Below are 15,202 nucleotides of genomic sequence, written 5' to 3' on the forward strand. Positions count from 1 at the left end.
TGTAACCTTTGCACATGACGGCGAAATCACAAAAACAAACTGAGCAGAAACCACAGAAAAACCGTAAAGACCGGCTTAAACTGGCGCTGAAGTCCAATATGGCCAAGCGCAAGGCACAGGCCAAGGCACGGGCAAAAATGGTGCCTGCCGAAACCGAGGCAGAAAAGGACTAGGCAGATGGATGCAATATTGGTGACAGGCAACGGTCCGTTGTCCGGGCAAATTCCGATTGCCGGAGCCAAAAACGCCGCTCTGGCTTTAATGCCCGCCACGCTGCTCAGCGAAGAGCCCTTGACCCTGACCAATGCGCCGCGCCTTTCGGACATCAAAACCATGTCGGATTTGCTGCGCTCGCTCGGCAGTGAAGTGACAAGTCTTAACGATGATATGGTGATCGCGCTCTCTTCGCAAAACCTAGATAACTTAACAGCAGATTATGATATCGTGCGCAAAATGCGGGCTTCTAATTTGGTACTTGGCCCGATGCTAGCGCGGGCAGGGCAGGCGGTTGTTTCGCTGCCGGGGGGCTGCGCAATCGGGGCGCGGCCAATGGATATTCACATCACCGCGCTTGAGGCGCTGGGCGCAAAAATTGATCTTAAAGACGGCTATTTACACGCTAAAGCGCCGACCAAGGGGCTAATTGGCGCCCGCCATGAAATGCGCTTTGCCTCGGTCGGTGCGACAGAAAACTTTGTCATGGCGGCGACGCTGGCCAATGGAACATCGCAATTGGTCAACGCCGCCCGCGAGCCTGAAATTGTCGATCTGGTTGAATGCCTTCGCAAAATGGGCGCCCAGATTGAAGGCGAAGGCAGCCCTGTTATTACCATTCAAGGGGTGGACCGGCTGCATGGGGCGACCCATCCGGTGGTCAGTGATCGGATCGAGCTGGGCACCTATATGCTGGTTCCGGCGATCGCTGGCGGTGAGGTCGAGCTGATTGGTGGCCGGATGAATCTGGTGGCAGCATTTTGTGAAAAACTGGATGAAGCCGGCATTGACGTCAGTGAAATTGCAAACGGTCTGCGGGTGAAGCGGCGCAATGGGGCGGTGAAGTCTGTGGATGTCAAAACCGAAGTGTTCCCCGGGTTTCCAACCGATCTGCAAGCCCAGATGATGGCGCTTATGTGCACTGCGCAGGGCACATCTATGCTGGAAGAAACGATTTTTGAGAACCGGTTTATGCACGCTCCCGAATTGATGCGGATGGGGGCCAATATCGAAGTGCATGGTGGTACGGCGCGCGTGAGCGGGGTAGAAAACCTAAAAGGCGCGCCGGTGATGGCAACCGATTTACGGGCTTCGGTTTCGCTGATCCTCGCAGGTCTGGCGGCTGAGGGCGAAACCTTGGTCAGCCGCGTTTACCATCTGGATCGCGGCTATGAAAAGCTTGAGCAGAAATTGCAAGCGGTGGGCGCCAAGATCGAAAGGGTTGCAGGCAAATGACGACGGACGCCAAGTTCGAAGATGGCGGTGAGGCGCCGCTGAATATCGGAGCGCTGGACAGCGAAGACCTCACGGTGATTTCGGCAATGGTGCAAGATGCGGTTTTGCCGATCGGTGAAATTAGCTGGCAAGCAAATCAACGCCGTCTTGCGCTGCTGATCAACCGCTTTCGCTGGGAAGATAAAACCAATGCTGAACGGCAGGGCAGGCCGGTTGAGCGTGTACAATCTTTGCTGGTTATTGAAACTGTGCTCTCTGTTGCCTCGCAGGGGCTGGATCGCAGTCAAAAGGATCTGGTTCTTTCGGTTCTGTCGATCACCCTGGAAAATGCCGAGAACGAGGATTGCTTTTTAACTGTAACCTTGGCCGGCGATGGCGCACTTCGCATCCGGGTCGAAGCGGTCGAGGTGCAACTGCGCGATGTCACGCGTCCCTATTCCGCCCCCTCACGTAAATCCCCAAATCACCCTGACTAAAGCGCGGGGGACTTGAGCCCAAGCGCGTTCGGGGCTATGTCCAGCGCAACTATCGGAGAACAGCATGGCCGTTTTTTTGAACGCAGACGATCCGGACTTTGAAACCGCATTTGCAACGCTTTTGGGAGCAAAGCGCGAAGACAGTCCTGATGTGCAAAATGTTGTGGCCGAGATTATTTCTGAGGTGCGCGCAGGCGGTGATGAAGCTGTGCTGCGCCTGACCGAAAAATTCGACCGTCTGGCTCTTACGGCTGATCAGATGCGGTTTTCGAAAGATCAGATCGCACAGTACTGCGCCGAGGTTAGCATCGAAGAACGCGCGGCGCTTGAGCTTGCCGCCGAAAGGATCCGCGCCTATCACCAGAAACAGCTGCCCGAAGATGCACAATGGTCTGATCCGAGCGGCGCTGAACTGGGCTGGCGCTGGACGCCGGTGTCGGCCGCTGGTCTTTATGTACCTGGTGGTTTGGCCAGCTATCCTTCTTCAGTGCTAATGAATGCCATTCCCGCAAAAGTGGCGGGCGTTGAGCGGCTTGTGGTGGTTGTGCCAACACCGGATGGTGTGGTGAACCCCTTGGTACTGCTTGCCGCCGAAATAGCAGGCGTTGACGAAGTTTACCGCATTGGCGGAGCCCAGGCGATAGCGGCGCTGGCCTATGGAACTGATACCATCGCGCCAGTGGATAAAATCACTGGTCCGGGCAACGCTTATGTGGCTGTGGCCAAGCGGCAGGTGTTTGGTAAAGTAGGCATTGATATGATTGCTGGCCCGTCAGAAATCCTTGTGATTGCCGATGCCGATAATGACCCTGACTGGATCGCTTTGGATTTGCTAAGCCAAGCGGAACATGACGCCAGTGCGCAGTCCATTCTCATTACAGATGACGCAGAATTTGCAAAGGCCGTTGATAAGGCTGTAGAGGCGCGCCTTGAAACACTTGAAAGGCGCGATATTGCAGCGGCCAGCTGGCGTGATTTCGGGGCAATCATTAAAGTCCCCTCGCTAGAGATCGCCGCCCAACTGTCTGATCGGATTGCGCCGGAACATCTTGAACTGTGTGTTGCAGATCCAAAGGCTCTGAGCGAAAAAGTCACCCATGCAGGTGCGATTTTTCTGGGTATGTGGACGCCAGAGGCCATTGGGGATTATGTGGGCGGTCCCAATCATGTTTTGCCAACGGCGCGATCTGCGCGCTTTAGCAGTGGGCTTTCGGTACTGGATTTTGTCAAACGCACGACCTTGGCCTCAATGAGCGCCGAAGCCCTGAGGGCAATTGGGCCGGCGGCAGAAACGCTTGCCATTTCAGAAAGCCTTGAGGCGCATGGGCTTTCTGTGCGCGCCCGATTACGTAAACTGAATGACTAGCACCTTTATCGCATTAGGCAGTGTTCTGCGTTTATCCGTTGCGCTCTATTCTCTCTTTCGTTAGGCCGTTTATAGGTAGTAAAAGAGAACAGCATGACGCGGATTGTCCATATCGAAATCGACGACAGCAATTTGCCTCCGCCCACGCCCGAGATCGAACAGGAGCGGCGGGTTGCGGTTTTTGATCTGCTTGAAGGTAACCATTTTTCCCTGCCGGCGCGCACGGATCGGGAACAGCCTTCGGGGCCTTATCGCGTGGGGCTGTCAGTCAAGGAAAAACGGCTGGTGTTTGATATCCAAACCGAGGCAAAGCAAAAGGCAGCCGAATTTCATCTGTCCCTCTCTCCATTTCGGCAGGTGGTCAAAGATTATTGGTCGATCTGCGAAAGCTATTTTGATGCGGTCAAAAACATGCCGCCCAGCCAAATCGAAACTATTGATATGGCCCGCCGCGGGATTCATAACGAAGGCGCAAGGATCTTGACTGAACGTTTGGCGGGCAAAGCGGATGTGGACAATGATACGGCGCGCCGATTGTTCACACTCATTTGTGTTTTGCATTTCGGAGGCTGATCGGAATGACGCTGGACCTTCCACAATCGGTCCTTTTTTGTTGTGATCATAATGCTGTGCGTTCGCCCATGGCGGAAGGCATTATGAAAAAGTTCTATGGCACCGGGACCTATGTGCAATCGGTCGGGGTGATGAATGATCTTGAAATAGACGGCTTTGCCATTGCCGTTTGTGAAGAGCTCGGTATCGAGCTTTCACGCCACCGTTCGCGCAGTTTTGATGAAATGCAAGAATGGGGGGATGATCTGTCATCTTTTGATCTGATCATTGCGTTGTCACCGGCCAGTCAGCGGCGGGCTTTGGATTTAACCCGTTTGTTTCACCTCACTGTCGAATACTGGCCGATTATGGACCCAACCGGACTTGGTGAAACCCGCGAAGCGAAGCTCGTCTCTTATCGTCAAACCCGCGATCAAATCGTTGACCAACTATTGCGGCGTTGGGGTAAAGGTTAAGCTGCGCCCTTTTCCTAGTGTTGAAGTGCCCTGACCAGATAGGGCAGGCTCTTGTCAAATCGGTAATCAAGACCAAAGTGGTTATCTGGGAACTCTTCGTAATGATGCGCGATTTGTGCCCCGTCGAGTTTTTGCTTCAACCGCCGTGCAACATAGACAAAATCAAACTGGTCTTGGTCGCCGCAGTCGATCCACAGACCTTTTAAAGAGTGTAGCGCCTTGGCATGGCTGTCAAATATATGTAGTGGGTCCCAGGCCTGCCAATGCACCCAGCGGGCATCATCCAATTCACAAGTGTGCAAATCCACTGGCAAACGGACACCGCAAAAGGCGCTTGGGTCAGGATCATAGCTGGCCCCCATGGCAAGGATCATCAAAGCATGAATATCCGTATGGCTCGGGCTGTGATTGGCCCAGATGGATTTTACAAAATTTTCGGCCGACATGTCATGTTTGGCCAGAGCTCTTAAGGTGGCAGGAAAGTCGCGTTGATAAGCGATCTCAAAGCCCATATCACCGGAATGACAAGCGATGGCCGACCACACATCAGGATGGCGCATCGCATGGAGCAAAGCGCCATAGCCGCCTGAGGATTTTCCAAAAAGCCCGCGCTTGCCCATACCGCCGCATCCGAACCGGCCTTCAATGGCGTTCAGCATATCGGTGATTAAAAAATCTTCCCAATTGCCCATAGCGACCGAGTTTATATATTGGTTGCCGCCCAGCCGGGTGTAGCAGTCGGGAAAGGCTATAACTGCGGGCGGCATTTCCCCCGTTGCGATTAACCGATCAAGCCGCTCTGGCACATTTTCGCCAAAGTTCTTCCAGTTGAGCTGTGACAAACCGCTGCCTGTGTATCCGGCCAGTGATACCAGAAGGGGAAGCCCTTCTGGGTCTGTATCATATGGGATGTAGACCCCGACTTTCCGTTCGGCCGGATCGCCAAGCATATTGCCGGCCAGAGCGTGTGAATGCACCGTTATAAAAATCATTTCACCCGATTTGAAATCACCGCTGAACTGCATTGTTATTCCTTTACGCCCAAAGCCTTAAACACCGACCCGAGCCTATCACGTCCGATTTACCTTAGGAAGGTTCGTCTTGCGGCTCCAAAGGGTCAGCCATAAGCCATACCCCACCTTCGGGCCGCAATGTTAATGTCATTTCCGGGATCGGATCGCGCCCTGCGACGGGCGAAAAGCGAAACTGCTTAAGTAGGCTAGCAAGGATGATGACAGCTTCTTGAATGGCAAAACTGGCGCCGATGCAAATGCGCGGCCCATCCCCAAACGGCAGATAGGAATAACGTGGGACAGCTTTCATATCGTCGAACCTCTCTGGCCGAAAGTCGTCTGGCCTGTCCCACAGCACATGGCTGCGGTGCAGCGCATAAATCGGAATGATGATTGTATCACCTTTCCTGACTTCGCGCCCGCAAAGCACATCACTGGCCATCGCGGTGCGCGATACAATTGCGGCCGGCGGATATAGCCTTAGGCTTTCATCAATGATCTGCCGAATATAGGGAAGGTTCGGCACATCATCGCCGGTTACCTCGCCGCCCTCAACTGCGCCGGCCACTTCAGCGCGTGCCTTGTCCTGCACCCTCTTGTCATGCGCAATAAGGTAGAGGGCCCATGACAGTGAAAGAGCCGTTGTTTCATGGCCCGCCACAATAAAGGTCAAAAGATTATCACGCAGCTCGGCGGTCTGCATTTTGCGGCCGGTTTTCGGATCTTCTCCTGCTAGAAGCAGGTCAAGCAGATCTGGGGGTGATTTTTCTTTGCCTTTTCGACGGTCATCAATCACCTGATCGGAGATCTGTTTCATTTGCCGCAGTGAGGGTCCGGTTACCAAACGGCTTAAGCGGGGCACCCAGTTTGGCGCGCCCAGAATATCCATCAGGGACACTTTACCCGCCTCGGCCACATAGGCATTGATCGCGTTGTGAACGGCATCACGATCAAAGCCTTTGTCATCGGAAAACGTGACATCGGAAATTACATCAAATGTTGTGGCGACCATTTCATCAAACATATTCACCGCACGCGGACCTGCAGCTGCGATGCGGGCGTTGCACCGGCTTGCGGCGTCCGTAACAAGGGGGCTTAACGCGCGGACATTTCGATGTGAAAAAACCGGTGCGGTTGCCCGTCGCTGCCAGCGCCAATGCGCGCCTTCGGCAATAAACAGTGAATCGCCAATAGCTGGCTCTAACAGATTTTTGGTGACCAAAGATTTAGGATAATTGGCCACATTTTCCAGCAGCAGACGGCGCAGGGCATCCGGGTCCATCACCATATGCCAGCGTTTGCCGGTTTTGCCGGACACCATGGGCTGACGGGTCGCAATGTCGGGAATGATCGACAATACGTTGCGCCGCGCGGCTGCGAGGGAGGCCAAGATGCCCATTGGCTTGGTCACCAAAGGAACCCGAACTGGGAAATTTTCTGCCTGTGCCATAAAGATAAGCCTATGGCACTGCGGCCGCAAATCAAATTGTTTTTGCGCAAATCCTTAGCTGGATTATGCAAACTCCTGCGCTGGCAAAACTGCCACTGGCCTTGGTCGACTTATAAAGGTATGTCAGAGGCATGTGGTACCGGTCTTTTTGCATCCTCTTTTTATGGCTTAGCTTGGTGGGCTGTCTTGGGCCTGTGGACTTGCAAGAGCCGGTTAAACCAATTGGTGATTTTGCCCTAGGCTATGCGGTCGTGGTTGGCCCCGATATGGTCAAGGGCCCGATGTCGCGTGATGGTGATCCGGATGAAATTATCACAGCCGTGAAAAATTCTATTGAGACCCATTTTGATCCTCTCAGCGGGACCCAACTGTACCATGTGGCTGTGAAAATAGAAGGCTATGTTCTTGCTCAGGCTGGTGTGCCTTTAGTGGTATCGCCGCAATCTGCGCTGATACTTTCCGTTACCATTTGGCAGGATGAAACCGGAGAAAAGCTTAATCCTGTGCCACATCAGATCACGGTGCTCGAAGCCCCAAGTGGGCGCACCCTGATCGGTTCAGGGCTGTCGCAAACACCGTCCCAGCAATTGGCGAATTTAGCCCGATCGGCAGCGCTGCAAATAGAAGAATGGACGCGCAGCCAGCACCTCAACGAAAACTGGTTTTAGCAAAATACACTCGACTAAATCGACCGTGCCATGGCTGCTTTGACCAAGTGCGATATTATTGCGACGATCCACGATAGAAACACTATCCTTGCCTGCAACATAAGCTTGATTTTTTCCCAAATTACACCTAAATCCGCGCGAAGATGGCAATCGGGCGATGGCCCCACAGCGACGAGGCGCAGAATACCATGGCGAAGGAAAAGTTTGAGCGTAATAAACCGCATTGTAACATAGGCACGATTGGTCACGTTGACCACGGCAAGACGACGCTGACGGCGGCGATCACGAAGCAGTTTGGCGAGTTTCAGGACTATGACCAGATTGACGCGGCGCCTGAGGAAAAAGCCCGCGGCATCACCATTTCGACAGCGCATGTTGAGTATGAGACGGATGCGCGCCACTATGCGCATGTGGACTGCCCTGGCCACGCCGACTATGTCAAGAACATGATCACCGGCGCGGCGCAGATGGATGGCGCGATTTTGGTTGTGAACGCAGCGGACGGCCCGATGCCGCAAACCCGCGAGCATATTTTGCTTGGCCGTCAGGTTGGTATCCCGGCGATGGTTGTGTTCCTGAACAAAGTTGATCAGGTAGACGACGACGAGCTTCTTGAGCTGGTGGAAATGGAAGTGCGCGAGCTTCTGAGCGAATATGATTATCCTGGTGATGATATTCCGATTGTTGCGGGCTCTGCGCTGGCAGCACTGGAAGATCGTGATGATGCGATTGGCAAAGGAAAAATTGCAGAGCTGATGGAAGCGGTTGACGCTTATATTCCACAGCCTGAGCGTGCGGTTGACCAGCCGTTCCTGATGCCGATCGAAGATGTGTTTTCGATCTCGGGCCGCGGCACAGTTGTGACCGGCCGGGTTGAGCGCGGTGTGATCAATGTGGGCGATGAAATTGAAATCGTTGGCATCAAAGACACCCAGAAAACCATCTGTACAGGTGTTGAGATGTTCCGCAAACTGCTGGACCGCGGTGAAGCGGGCGACAACATCGGCGCATTGCTGCGCGGTGTTGACCGTGAAGCGGTTGAGCGTGGTCAGGTTTTGTGTAAGCCGGGTTCAGTCACCCCGCACACCAAGTTTGAAGCCGAAGCCTATATCCTGACCAAGGATGAAGGCGGGCGTCACACCCCGTTTTTCGCCAACTACCGTCCGCAGTTTTATTTCCGCACCACGGATGTGACCGGAACAGTGAACCTGCCATCAGGTACGGAAATGGTGATGCCGGGCGATAACCTGAAGTTCGAAGTTGAGCTCATCGCGCCGATTGCGATGGAAGAAAAGCTGCGCTTTGCGATCCGTGAAGGCGGCCGCACCGTCGGATCAGGCGTCGTGTCCAAAATCCTCGACTGATGATCCACAGGCCTGACCAAAAATTAGGCCAAAAACAAAGCTACAATCAAGCCGCCCGTCTGGGCGGCTTTTTTTGATCTATCGCTCTTTAGCAAATGCCTTTTATCCTCATTCGGTGCTTGATCTTTGGTCTTTGATGCCGTAACCCCCTGCACCAATAGGGGTATAGCTCAGCTGGTAGAGCGACGGTCTCCAAAACCGTAGGTCCCGGGTTCGAACCCTGGTGCCCCTGCCAAACACTTCCCTAATTTCTGTCCCTGCTGGTTTGCTCTGTTATTGTCGCGCGTTTCCCGCCGCTTGGCGTACCGCGGTGTGGAGTGAGACGCGATCGTGAACGCTTTCTGGGTCGTTTTTGGGCCGAAGTCTCTGTTTGCGATTCCGGCGGTACGAGTTTGGGGCGGTTCGCTTTCAGAGCGCGGAGAATTGCGCGCGCTGTTCTGACCAGATGGCGGAGAAGCGGGTCTTAATCAGGTAATCGGTGGAGAGACCATCGGACTTTTCGCCAAGCGTGATGGCATCTAAAATATCGGGTGCGATCAGTGCGAGATTGGCGATGTCCTGGACGCGGCGTGTTGATACATTCTCGATCTGCGCGATTTCTGAGAACGATTTGCCATCAATAACCATCGCCAACCAGCGGCGCCCCTTTACAATGTTCTGCACCAGCGTTTCGTCGATCTCCGGCGGGGGATCACCAAGATGGAGTTTCAGCTCGATACCCCTCCTGCGCATCTGGAATGGATTTTCGATTGTCAGCCCCGATACATTGATATGTCCCGGCAGGCAGTCCAGCCATTTTGCTAGAACCAGAGTATCCAGCTGAATGCGCATTGCGCCCGGACGCAGATGTACCTTTTCGATCAAGTTCAGGCAGTCAGTCGAGCTGATGCAAGCGGCCAGTCTCTCGGCGGTCGTCTTGATCTCGGCTGCCGGCAAACCCCGTATCACTGATGCCGCTGCATCCGGCCTTTCGAGATGGCGTCTGATCATTTCGGTCAGTACCCTCTCGACCTGTTCAGCGGGCAACCGCCAGGCATCTGGATGTTTCTTGCAGCCACCCGCAATTACTCGTCGGGAGACGTAGTAGCGCAATCTCTTGCCATTCTTCCGGCTATGGCTGGGCGTCAGGCGATCACCGGTTTCATCAAAGAGCTTGCCAGCCAGCGGTGAGGTGATCGCCTTTTTCCTGTTGCCGCGTGAGATTGTGGCGCCGCTTTGCAGCAGTTCCTGAACCTTGTCCCACGTCTTTGGGTCGATAATAGCGGGATGCTGCCCGTCATAAACCTGCCCCTTGTGCCGGATTCGCCCGGCATAAACTGGGTTGCTGAGAATGTGATGCAAATGCCCGCGGTCGAACGGAATGCCCCCGGACACTCGCCCGCATGATCGTGCGCGGCGACGAGACCTGAAGCCTAGCGCTTCTGCGCGGTCTTTCACTTCGCGTACGGAGCCCAGTTTCCGGTAAAGGTCGTAGAGCGTCCGGATCGTGGGCGCTTCGGCCTCATCGATCTTCAACGTCCGTCCATCCGCGCGGTAGCCAAGGGGGACATGTCCACCCATCCACATGCCCTTGCGCTTGGAGGCAGCGATCTTGTCCCGGATACGCTCAGATGTCACTTCACGTTCGAACTGTGCAAAGCTCAGCAGCATGTTCAACGTCAGGCGCCCCATGCTGGTCGCGGTGTTAAAGCTCTGTGTCACCGAGACAAAGGACGCCTCAGCCGCATCCAGCCGGTCGACCAGCTTCGCGAAGTCGGTCAATGACCGGGTCAGACGGTCGATCTTATAGACCACAATCTGATCGACGCGTTTCTCGTCCACCGCCTGCATCAGGCGCTGCAGCGCAGGGCGATCCAGATGACCGCCCGAGATCCCCCCGTCATTATAATGATCCCGCAACACCTCCCAGCCTTCATGTTTCTGACTGGCGATATAGGCTTCACAGGCCTCACGCTGCGCATCGAGAGAGTTGAAATCCTGTTCCAATCCCTCTTCGGAGCTCTTGCGTGTATAGATTGCACAACGGATGCGGCGCATCACTGCACCCCGAAAAAGCGCGGGCCCGACCATCGGGCACCGGTGATGTGCCTGGCCATGGCCGACAAGGACCGCCAGGTCTTGCCATCCATGACATAGCCACCATCCACCACCTCAACCTGATAGGTTCGCCCGTTCCAGTCCCGAACCAGGTGGGACCCCGGTTTTGCTGTTGCGGGCACTGATTGCCTGGCTGCAATTTGCTTCAGACGACGCTCAGTTTTTGCCGATACACCGCCCAGCATCTGATTCTGCAGGTTCCAGGTCAGCACCCGTTTCATGAACTGCAGTGAGAGATGCTTCGGCGGAGGCCGGTCTAACGCCTCACGCCACCTATCCAGGCATCTGCCTCGGTGCAGATGATCAATCGCTAAAATCGTCCTCTCAAGTTCGAGCGTCTGATCCGCATCCATCGTCTCAGGCCTTAGTAACGATACGGTAAACTGATCCTTTGTCCGTGTCGGACCATTCAATCGCAGTTCCGGCTTTGCGCAACGTCGAAAGTGCAGCCCGTGCCGTATGCGGCTGCCAGCAGAAAGCACTTTGAATTTGTAAAATCGTTGCGCCAGACTTGCGGTTCAGAAGTTTTGAGAGTTGTTCCTGCCGCTTGGGCTTTGCCTTGATCGCTATAATGTTTGCGACTTTGGGTTCTTTCTTGATCTCAATCGTCATCGTTTTCTCCACTCTTTCAACGAAGGCCAACCCTTCGCCTTGTACTAAGTGGAGCCCGGTATTCCCGGGCAGAATCAAAGGTGCGAACACTACCGCTCGATGTCACGCCGAAGTCCAGTTTTTCTGGAAATCGCGGGGAACGGCCATTGGTGCACCGCCGTTCACACGCGGCGATCTGGGCTGAAAAGGCTCCGATTGCGAGGCCCCTGCGGTGTTCAAGACGAATTTACCCTCACAGCTACCGCCCAATACCTCTGGAAGCTGTCGCCCTGATACAGCCGCTACGGAAGATTAATAGTATTTCGAACTCGGCAATCCTCAGATTATTGAACATCTCGGAAACGGGTGCCAGATGTGACTTTCCAAGCTTCGTCACATTTGATTTGGCTGATATAGTTATTTGAGTGCCTGAGCCAATCTGATGTGGCTCTGAGTTTCCGCAACCTCTTGCATCGCACGGATCTGATCTAAGGCCCTATCAAGCCTTTTGAGAGATGATGTACGAAGCTCTGCCACGATATCGAAATTGCCGCTTAGGGTATGAACATCGAGAATTTCCTCCATTCGGCGGAGTGTGGCAAGTGTCCCCCGATGATCGTCAGCTTTCAGTCGGATCAGAGTAAAGGCACTGATTTGGTGGTCGTGTTCTGACTCTCCCAGTTCCACAGTGAACCGGTGAATGACTTTGGTGTGTAACAGACCCTCAATACGGTTTTGCACCGTGCCTCGCGACACACCCAAGGCACTCGCCAACTCTGTAGCGGTTGATCGAGCATTCCGTGTCAGCAGGTGCAGCAGCTTGTCGTCGAGATCGTCCAAGACTCTTCTCCAATCTAGAATCTGAATACCAAAATGTCAGAAAAGTGCCGAAATGTAAAGTTTTTTACCGTTTTGTTTGACGCTGCGGCGAGACATCATCGCATCTGAATTGTGACAAAGGGGAAATGCAATGCCAAACGAACAGCAGAAGACCGCCTATAATGATATCTTGTCAGCCTGCGGCCTCAAAATCCAAGAGTTGCAAGGAAAAGCGCTTGAAGTATACACGCCGGTGGACGGCCAGAAGATTGCCACTTTGGATATGCACGATGTACCCGCCACAGAGGCAATGATCGATCTTGCAAAAGACGTATTTCTGCACTGGCGCAAGGTCCCGGCACCGCGCAGAGGGGAATTTGTTCGCTTGCTCGGAGAAGAGCTGCGTCGCGAAAAAGAAAATCTCGGACGACTGGTGACTCTGGAATGTGGGAAAATTCTACAAGAGGGCTACGGTGAAGTTCAGGAAATGATCGACATTTGCGATTTCGCTGTCGGCCTTTCTCGGCAGCTATATGGTCTCACTATCTCCTCTGAGCGTCCTGGGCATACCATGCGCGAAACTTGGCACCCAATGGGAGTGTGCGGCGTCATCACCGCCTTCAACTTCCCTGTGGCTCCGTGGTGCTGGAATGCCGCTTTGGCATTGGTATGTGGCGATCCGGTCATCTGGAAGCCATCGGAAAAAACACCGCTGACCGCTTTGGCGGTCCAAAAAATCTGCGACCGTGTCCGGAAAACCTTCGGCGATGACGCTCCCGAAGGGTTGATTCAGACTGTGATCGGCGAGCGGGAAGTCGGAGAAGTGCTCACCGCGTCGAAGAATGTTGCCATTGTGTCTGCCACCGGTTCGGTACCGATGGGGCAAGCCGTGGCCAGCGACATGTCCAAACGACTTGGCCGCACGATCCTGGAACTTGGCGGCAACAACGCAATGATCGTTGCGCCTTCAGCAGATCTCGAAATGGCTCTGCGCGCCATTGTGTTTTCGGCGGTTGGGACGGCGGGCCAGCGTTGCACGACACTGCGCCGACTGATTGTCCACGAGGATGTTTATGACGAACTCGTACCCCGACTGGTAAAGGCCTATAGTGGTTTGCCAGTAGGCGACCCGTTGGCTGAAGGTACGCTCGTTGGCCCGCTCATTGATTTTGGAACACTGAATTCAATGGAACAAGCAATGGAGCAGGCAAAAGTCGAAGGAGGCATCGTTCACGGCGGAGCAAGAACGCTTGCGACCGAATTTCCCGACGCGGCATACGTGAACCCAGCGATCATCGAGATGCCCGGGCAAACCTCAATCATGCACACCGAAACCTTCGCTCCTATTCTCTACATTATAAAATACCGAAAGTTGGAAGATGCGACCATAATGCACAATGAAGTACCGCAGGGTCTGAGTTCCTGCATCTTCTCTACCGATGTTCGTGAAACCGAATATTTTCTGTCGGCCTTGGGGTCAGATTGTGGAATTGCAAACGTCAATATAGGTCCGTCTGGAGCCGAAATCGGCGGCGCATTCGGAGGCGAAAAGGAAACGGGCGGTGGACGTGAAAGCGGCTCTGATGCCTGGAAGGGCTACATGCGACGCCAAACCAGTACCGTTAACTATTCACGCGAGCTACCGCTCGCGCAGGGCATCAAATTCAATATCTGAGGAAACGACATGAAAAAAATTGCAGTATTGGGACTAGGCAAAGTTGGCACTCTTGCGGCGGAATTGCTTCATGATTCCGGGTTCACCGTTACGGGTATCGACATCGTCCCAAGCAAACAAAGCTTCCCTTTCGCCACCAAGGTGCTTGACCTGGGGAGCAAAGCAAACATCGAAAACGAATTGGCTCAGCAAGACGCTGTTTTGTCATGCTTGCCGTTCAGTCTTAACGTGGCACTTGCCGAGGCTGCTCACAAAGTCGGGATTCGCTACTTTGATCTGACCGAAGATGTTCCAACCACCAACCGGATTATCGAGTTGAGCAAAACGTCGAATGCTTTGATGGCACCCCAATGTGGCCTTGCCCCCGGATTTATCGGGATCGTCGGTGCGTCGCTGATCGAAAAGATGGACGATTGTCGAAGCTGCAAGATGCGTGTCGGGGCATTGCCGCAACATCCGACTGGTTTGATGGGTTACTCATTCAACTGGTCGCCAGCCGGAGTTGTCAACGAGTACCTGAACGATTGTGAGGTGATCGAAGACGGCGAACGCAAAATGGTTTCTGCCATGGAGTGGTTCGAGGATATCTATATCGACGGTACCAAGCTGGAAGCTTTCACCACGTCAGGCGGTTTGGGCACGATGTGCGAGACTTACGGCAGCCAGGTAGCCAATATCGACTACAAATCAATGCGTTATCCTGGCCACGGAAAGCTGATGAACTTCTTCTTCCATGAGCTATTAATGCGCGAGCACCCAGATGTCGCCGGCGACATTCTTATAAAAGCCAAACCGCCAGTGAATGATGATGTCGTTTATGTGCATGCTTCCGCAGAAGGTATGATTGACGGTAACCTGCGTCGCGAAGAATTTGTGCGCGCATACCGCCCAATCGAAGTTGCAGGCAAAACCCGAACAGCCATCGCCTGGACAACTGCAGGGTCGGTCGTTGCCATCATTGAAATGGTGCGCGACGGCAAGTTGCCAAACAAAGGGTTCCTGAAGCAAGAAGAGATCCCGCTGCAGGCATTCCTCGAAACGCCCACCGGTTCACTCTACGCTAACTAAGTTGGTTGCATTTGAGCAACGACAAGCGAATAGAAGCGGCCCCATGCACTGATGTTTCTCCCGCCGTGCATGGGGTCTTTTTGTTAGACCTGACAAGATCTTGAAGTAGATCAACTCTTGTCAGGTCTACGCTGAGGT

The 15,202-nt window shown here is 53.9% G+C and carries 16 protein-coding genes and 1 tRNA gene; 11 read left to right on the forward strand and 6 right to left on the reverse strand.

Annotated elements, in window-relative coordinates; translation table 11 throughout:
- Positions 1-177 precede the first annotated feature (177 nt).
- From murA to GN278_02730, 5 genes are all read left to right on the forward strand, one after another.
- The gene (murA, locus tag GN278_02710; protein XAT59823.1) at positions 178-1,449 is read left to right on the forward strand and encodes a UDP-N-acetylglucosamine 1-carboxyvinyltransferase; all 1,272 of its coding nucleotides are present in this window, start codon (positions 178-180) and stop codon (positions 1,447-1,449) included.
- Positions 1,446-1,925 (forward strand): DUF2948 family protein, encoded by a 480-nt coding sequence (locus GN278_02715; protein ID XAT59824.1) that lies wholly within the window; start codon positions 1,446-1,448, stop codon positions 1,923-1,925. The genes murA and GN278_02715 overlap by 4 nt, the downstream gene beginning before the upstream one ends.
- Before the next feature lie 64 nt (positions 1,926-1,989).
- Positions 1,990-3,291, forward strand: coding sequence for a histidinol dehydrogenase (hisD, locus tag GN278_02720; GenBank protein XAT59825.1), 1,302 nt, complete (start codon positions 1,990-1,992; stop codon positions 3,289-3,291).
- Between the two features lie 93 nt (positions 3,292-3,384).
- Positions 3,385-3,864, forward strand: a complete 480-nt coding sequence (locus GN278_02725; protein ID XAT59826.1) for a UPF0262 family protein — start codon at positions 3,385-3,387, stop codon at positions 3,862-3,864.
- 5 nt (positions 3,865-3,869) lie between these two features.
- Positions 3,870-4,319 carry a low molecular weight phosphatase family protein gene (locus GN278_02730; GenBank protein ID XAT59827.1) on the forward strand — a complete coding sequence of 150 codons (450 nt, stop codon included), beginning with the start codon at positions 3,870-3,872 and terminating at the stop codon, positions 4,317-4,319.
- Positions 4,320-4,333: 14 nt separating this feature from the next.
- Here the strand turns inward: GN278_02730 and GN278_02735 are convergent, their stop codons facing one another.
- A complete protein-coding gene (locus GN278_02735) occupies positions 4,334-5,344 on the reverse strand; it encodes an enterochelin esterase (GenBank protein XAT59828.1) in 1,011 nt (336 codons plus the stop codon).
- A 61-nt stretch (positions 5,345-5,405) separates the two neighbouring features.
- Positions 5,406-6,731, reverse strand: coding sequence for a cytochrome P450 (locus GN278_02740; GenBank protein XAT62515.1), 1,326 nt, complete (start codon positions 6,729-6,731; stop codon positions 5,406-5,408).
- A gap of 182 nt (positions 6,732-6,913) precedes the next feature.
- Between GN278_02740 and GN278_02745 the strand changes: the two genes are divergently transcribed.
- The 3 genes from GN278_02745 to GN278_02755 all read left to right on the forward strand — a co-directional run bounded on the left by GN278_02745 (position 6,914) and on the right by GN278_02755 (position 9,049).
- Positions 6,914-7,450 (forward strand): hypothetical protein, encoded by a 537-nt coding sequence (locus GN278_02745; protein ID XAT59829.1) that lies wholly within the window; start codon positions 6,914-6,916, stop codon positions 7,448-7,450.
- Between the two features lie 188 nt (positions 7,451-7,638).
- Complete coding sequence (gene tuf, locus GN278_02750) at positions 7,639-8,814, forward strand: elongation factor Tu (protein XAT59830.1); 1,176 nt, start codon at positions 7,639-7,641, stop codon at positions 8,812-8,814.
- A 159-nt stretch (positions 8,815-8,973) separates the two neighbouring features.
- Positions 8,974-9,049 (forward strand) — tRNA-Trp (locus GN278_02755).
- 173 nt (positions 9,050-9,222) lie between these two features.
- Here GN278_02755 and GN278_02760 read toward each other — a convergent pair.
- From GN278_02760 to GN278_02770, 3 genes are read right to left on the reverse strand one after another with little or no spacing between them, the layout of a single operon-like run.
- Positions 9,223-10,851 (reverse strand): recombinase family protein, encoded by a 1,629-nt coding sequence (locus GN278_02760; protein XAT59831.1) that lies wholly within the window; start codon positions 10,849-10,851, stop codon positions 9,223-9,225.
- Positions 10,851-11,264: a DUF2924 domain-containing protein gene (locus GN278_02765; protein XAT59832.1), complete on the reverse strand. Its 414-nt coding sequence runs from the start codon at positions 11,262-11,264 to the stop codon at positions 10,851-10,853. The genes GN278_02760 and GN278_02765 overlap by 1 nt, the downstream gene beginning before the upstream one ends.
- A 4-nt stretch (positions 11,265-11,268) precedes the next feature.
- Positions 11,269-11,523: a DUF3489 domain-containing protein gene (locus GN278_02770; GenBank protein ID XAT59833.1), complete on the reverse strand. Its 255-nt coding sequence runs from the start codon at positions 11,521-11,523 to the stop codon at positions 11,269-11,271.
- A gap of 99 nt (positions 11,524-11,622) precedes the next feature.
- On the opposite strand from GN278_02770, the gene GN278_02775 reads away from it, so the two are divergent.
- The gene (locus tag GN278_02775) at positions 11,623-11,796 is read left to right on the forward strand and encodes a hypothetical protein (protein XAT59834.1); all 174 of its coding nucleotides are present in this window, start codon (positions 11,623-11,625) and stop codon (positions 11,794-11,796) included.
- Between the two features lie 123 nt (positions 11,797-11,919).
- Here the strand turns inward: GN278_02775 and GN278_02780 are convergent, their stop codons facing one another.
- Positions 11,920-12,342: an AsnC family transcriptional regulator gene (locus GN278_02780; protein ID XAT59835.1), complete on the reverse strand. Its 423-nt coding sequence runs from the start codon at positions 12,340-12,342 to the stop codon at positions 11,920-11,922.
- Between the two features lie 130 nt (positions 12,343-12,472).
- On the opposite strand from GN278_02780, the gene GN278_02785 reads away from it, so the two are divergent.
- Both GN278_02785 and GN278_02790 read left to right on the forward strand, forming a co-directional pair.
- Positions 12,473-13,996, forward strand: coding sequence for an aldehyde dehydrogenase family protein (locus GN278_02785; GenBank protein XAT59836.1), 1,524 nt, complete (start codon positions 12,473-12,475; stop codon positions 13,994-13,996).
- A 9-nt stretch (positions 13,997-14,005) separates the two neighbouring features.
- Positions 14,006-15,064 (forward strand): L-lysine dehydrogenase, encoded by a 1,059-nt coding sequence (locus GN278_02790; GenBank protein ID XAT59837.1) that lies wholly within the window; start codon positions 14,006-14,008, stop codon positions 15,062-15,064.
- The last annotated feature ends 138 nt before the right edge of the window (positions 15,065-15,202 follow it).

The sequence above is a fragment of the Rhodobacteraceae bacterium Araon29 genome (assembly GCA_039640505.1).
GTDB lineage: Bacteria > Pseudomonadota > Alphaproteobacteria > Rhodobacterales > Rhodobacteraceae > CABZJG01.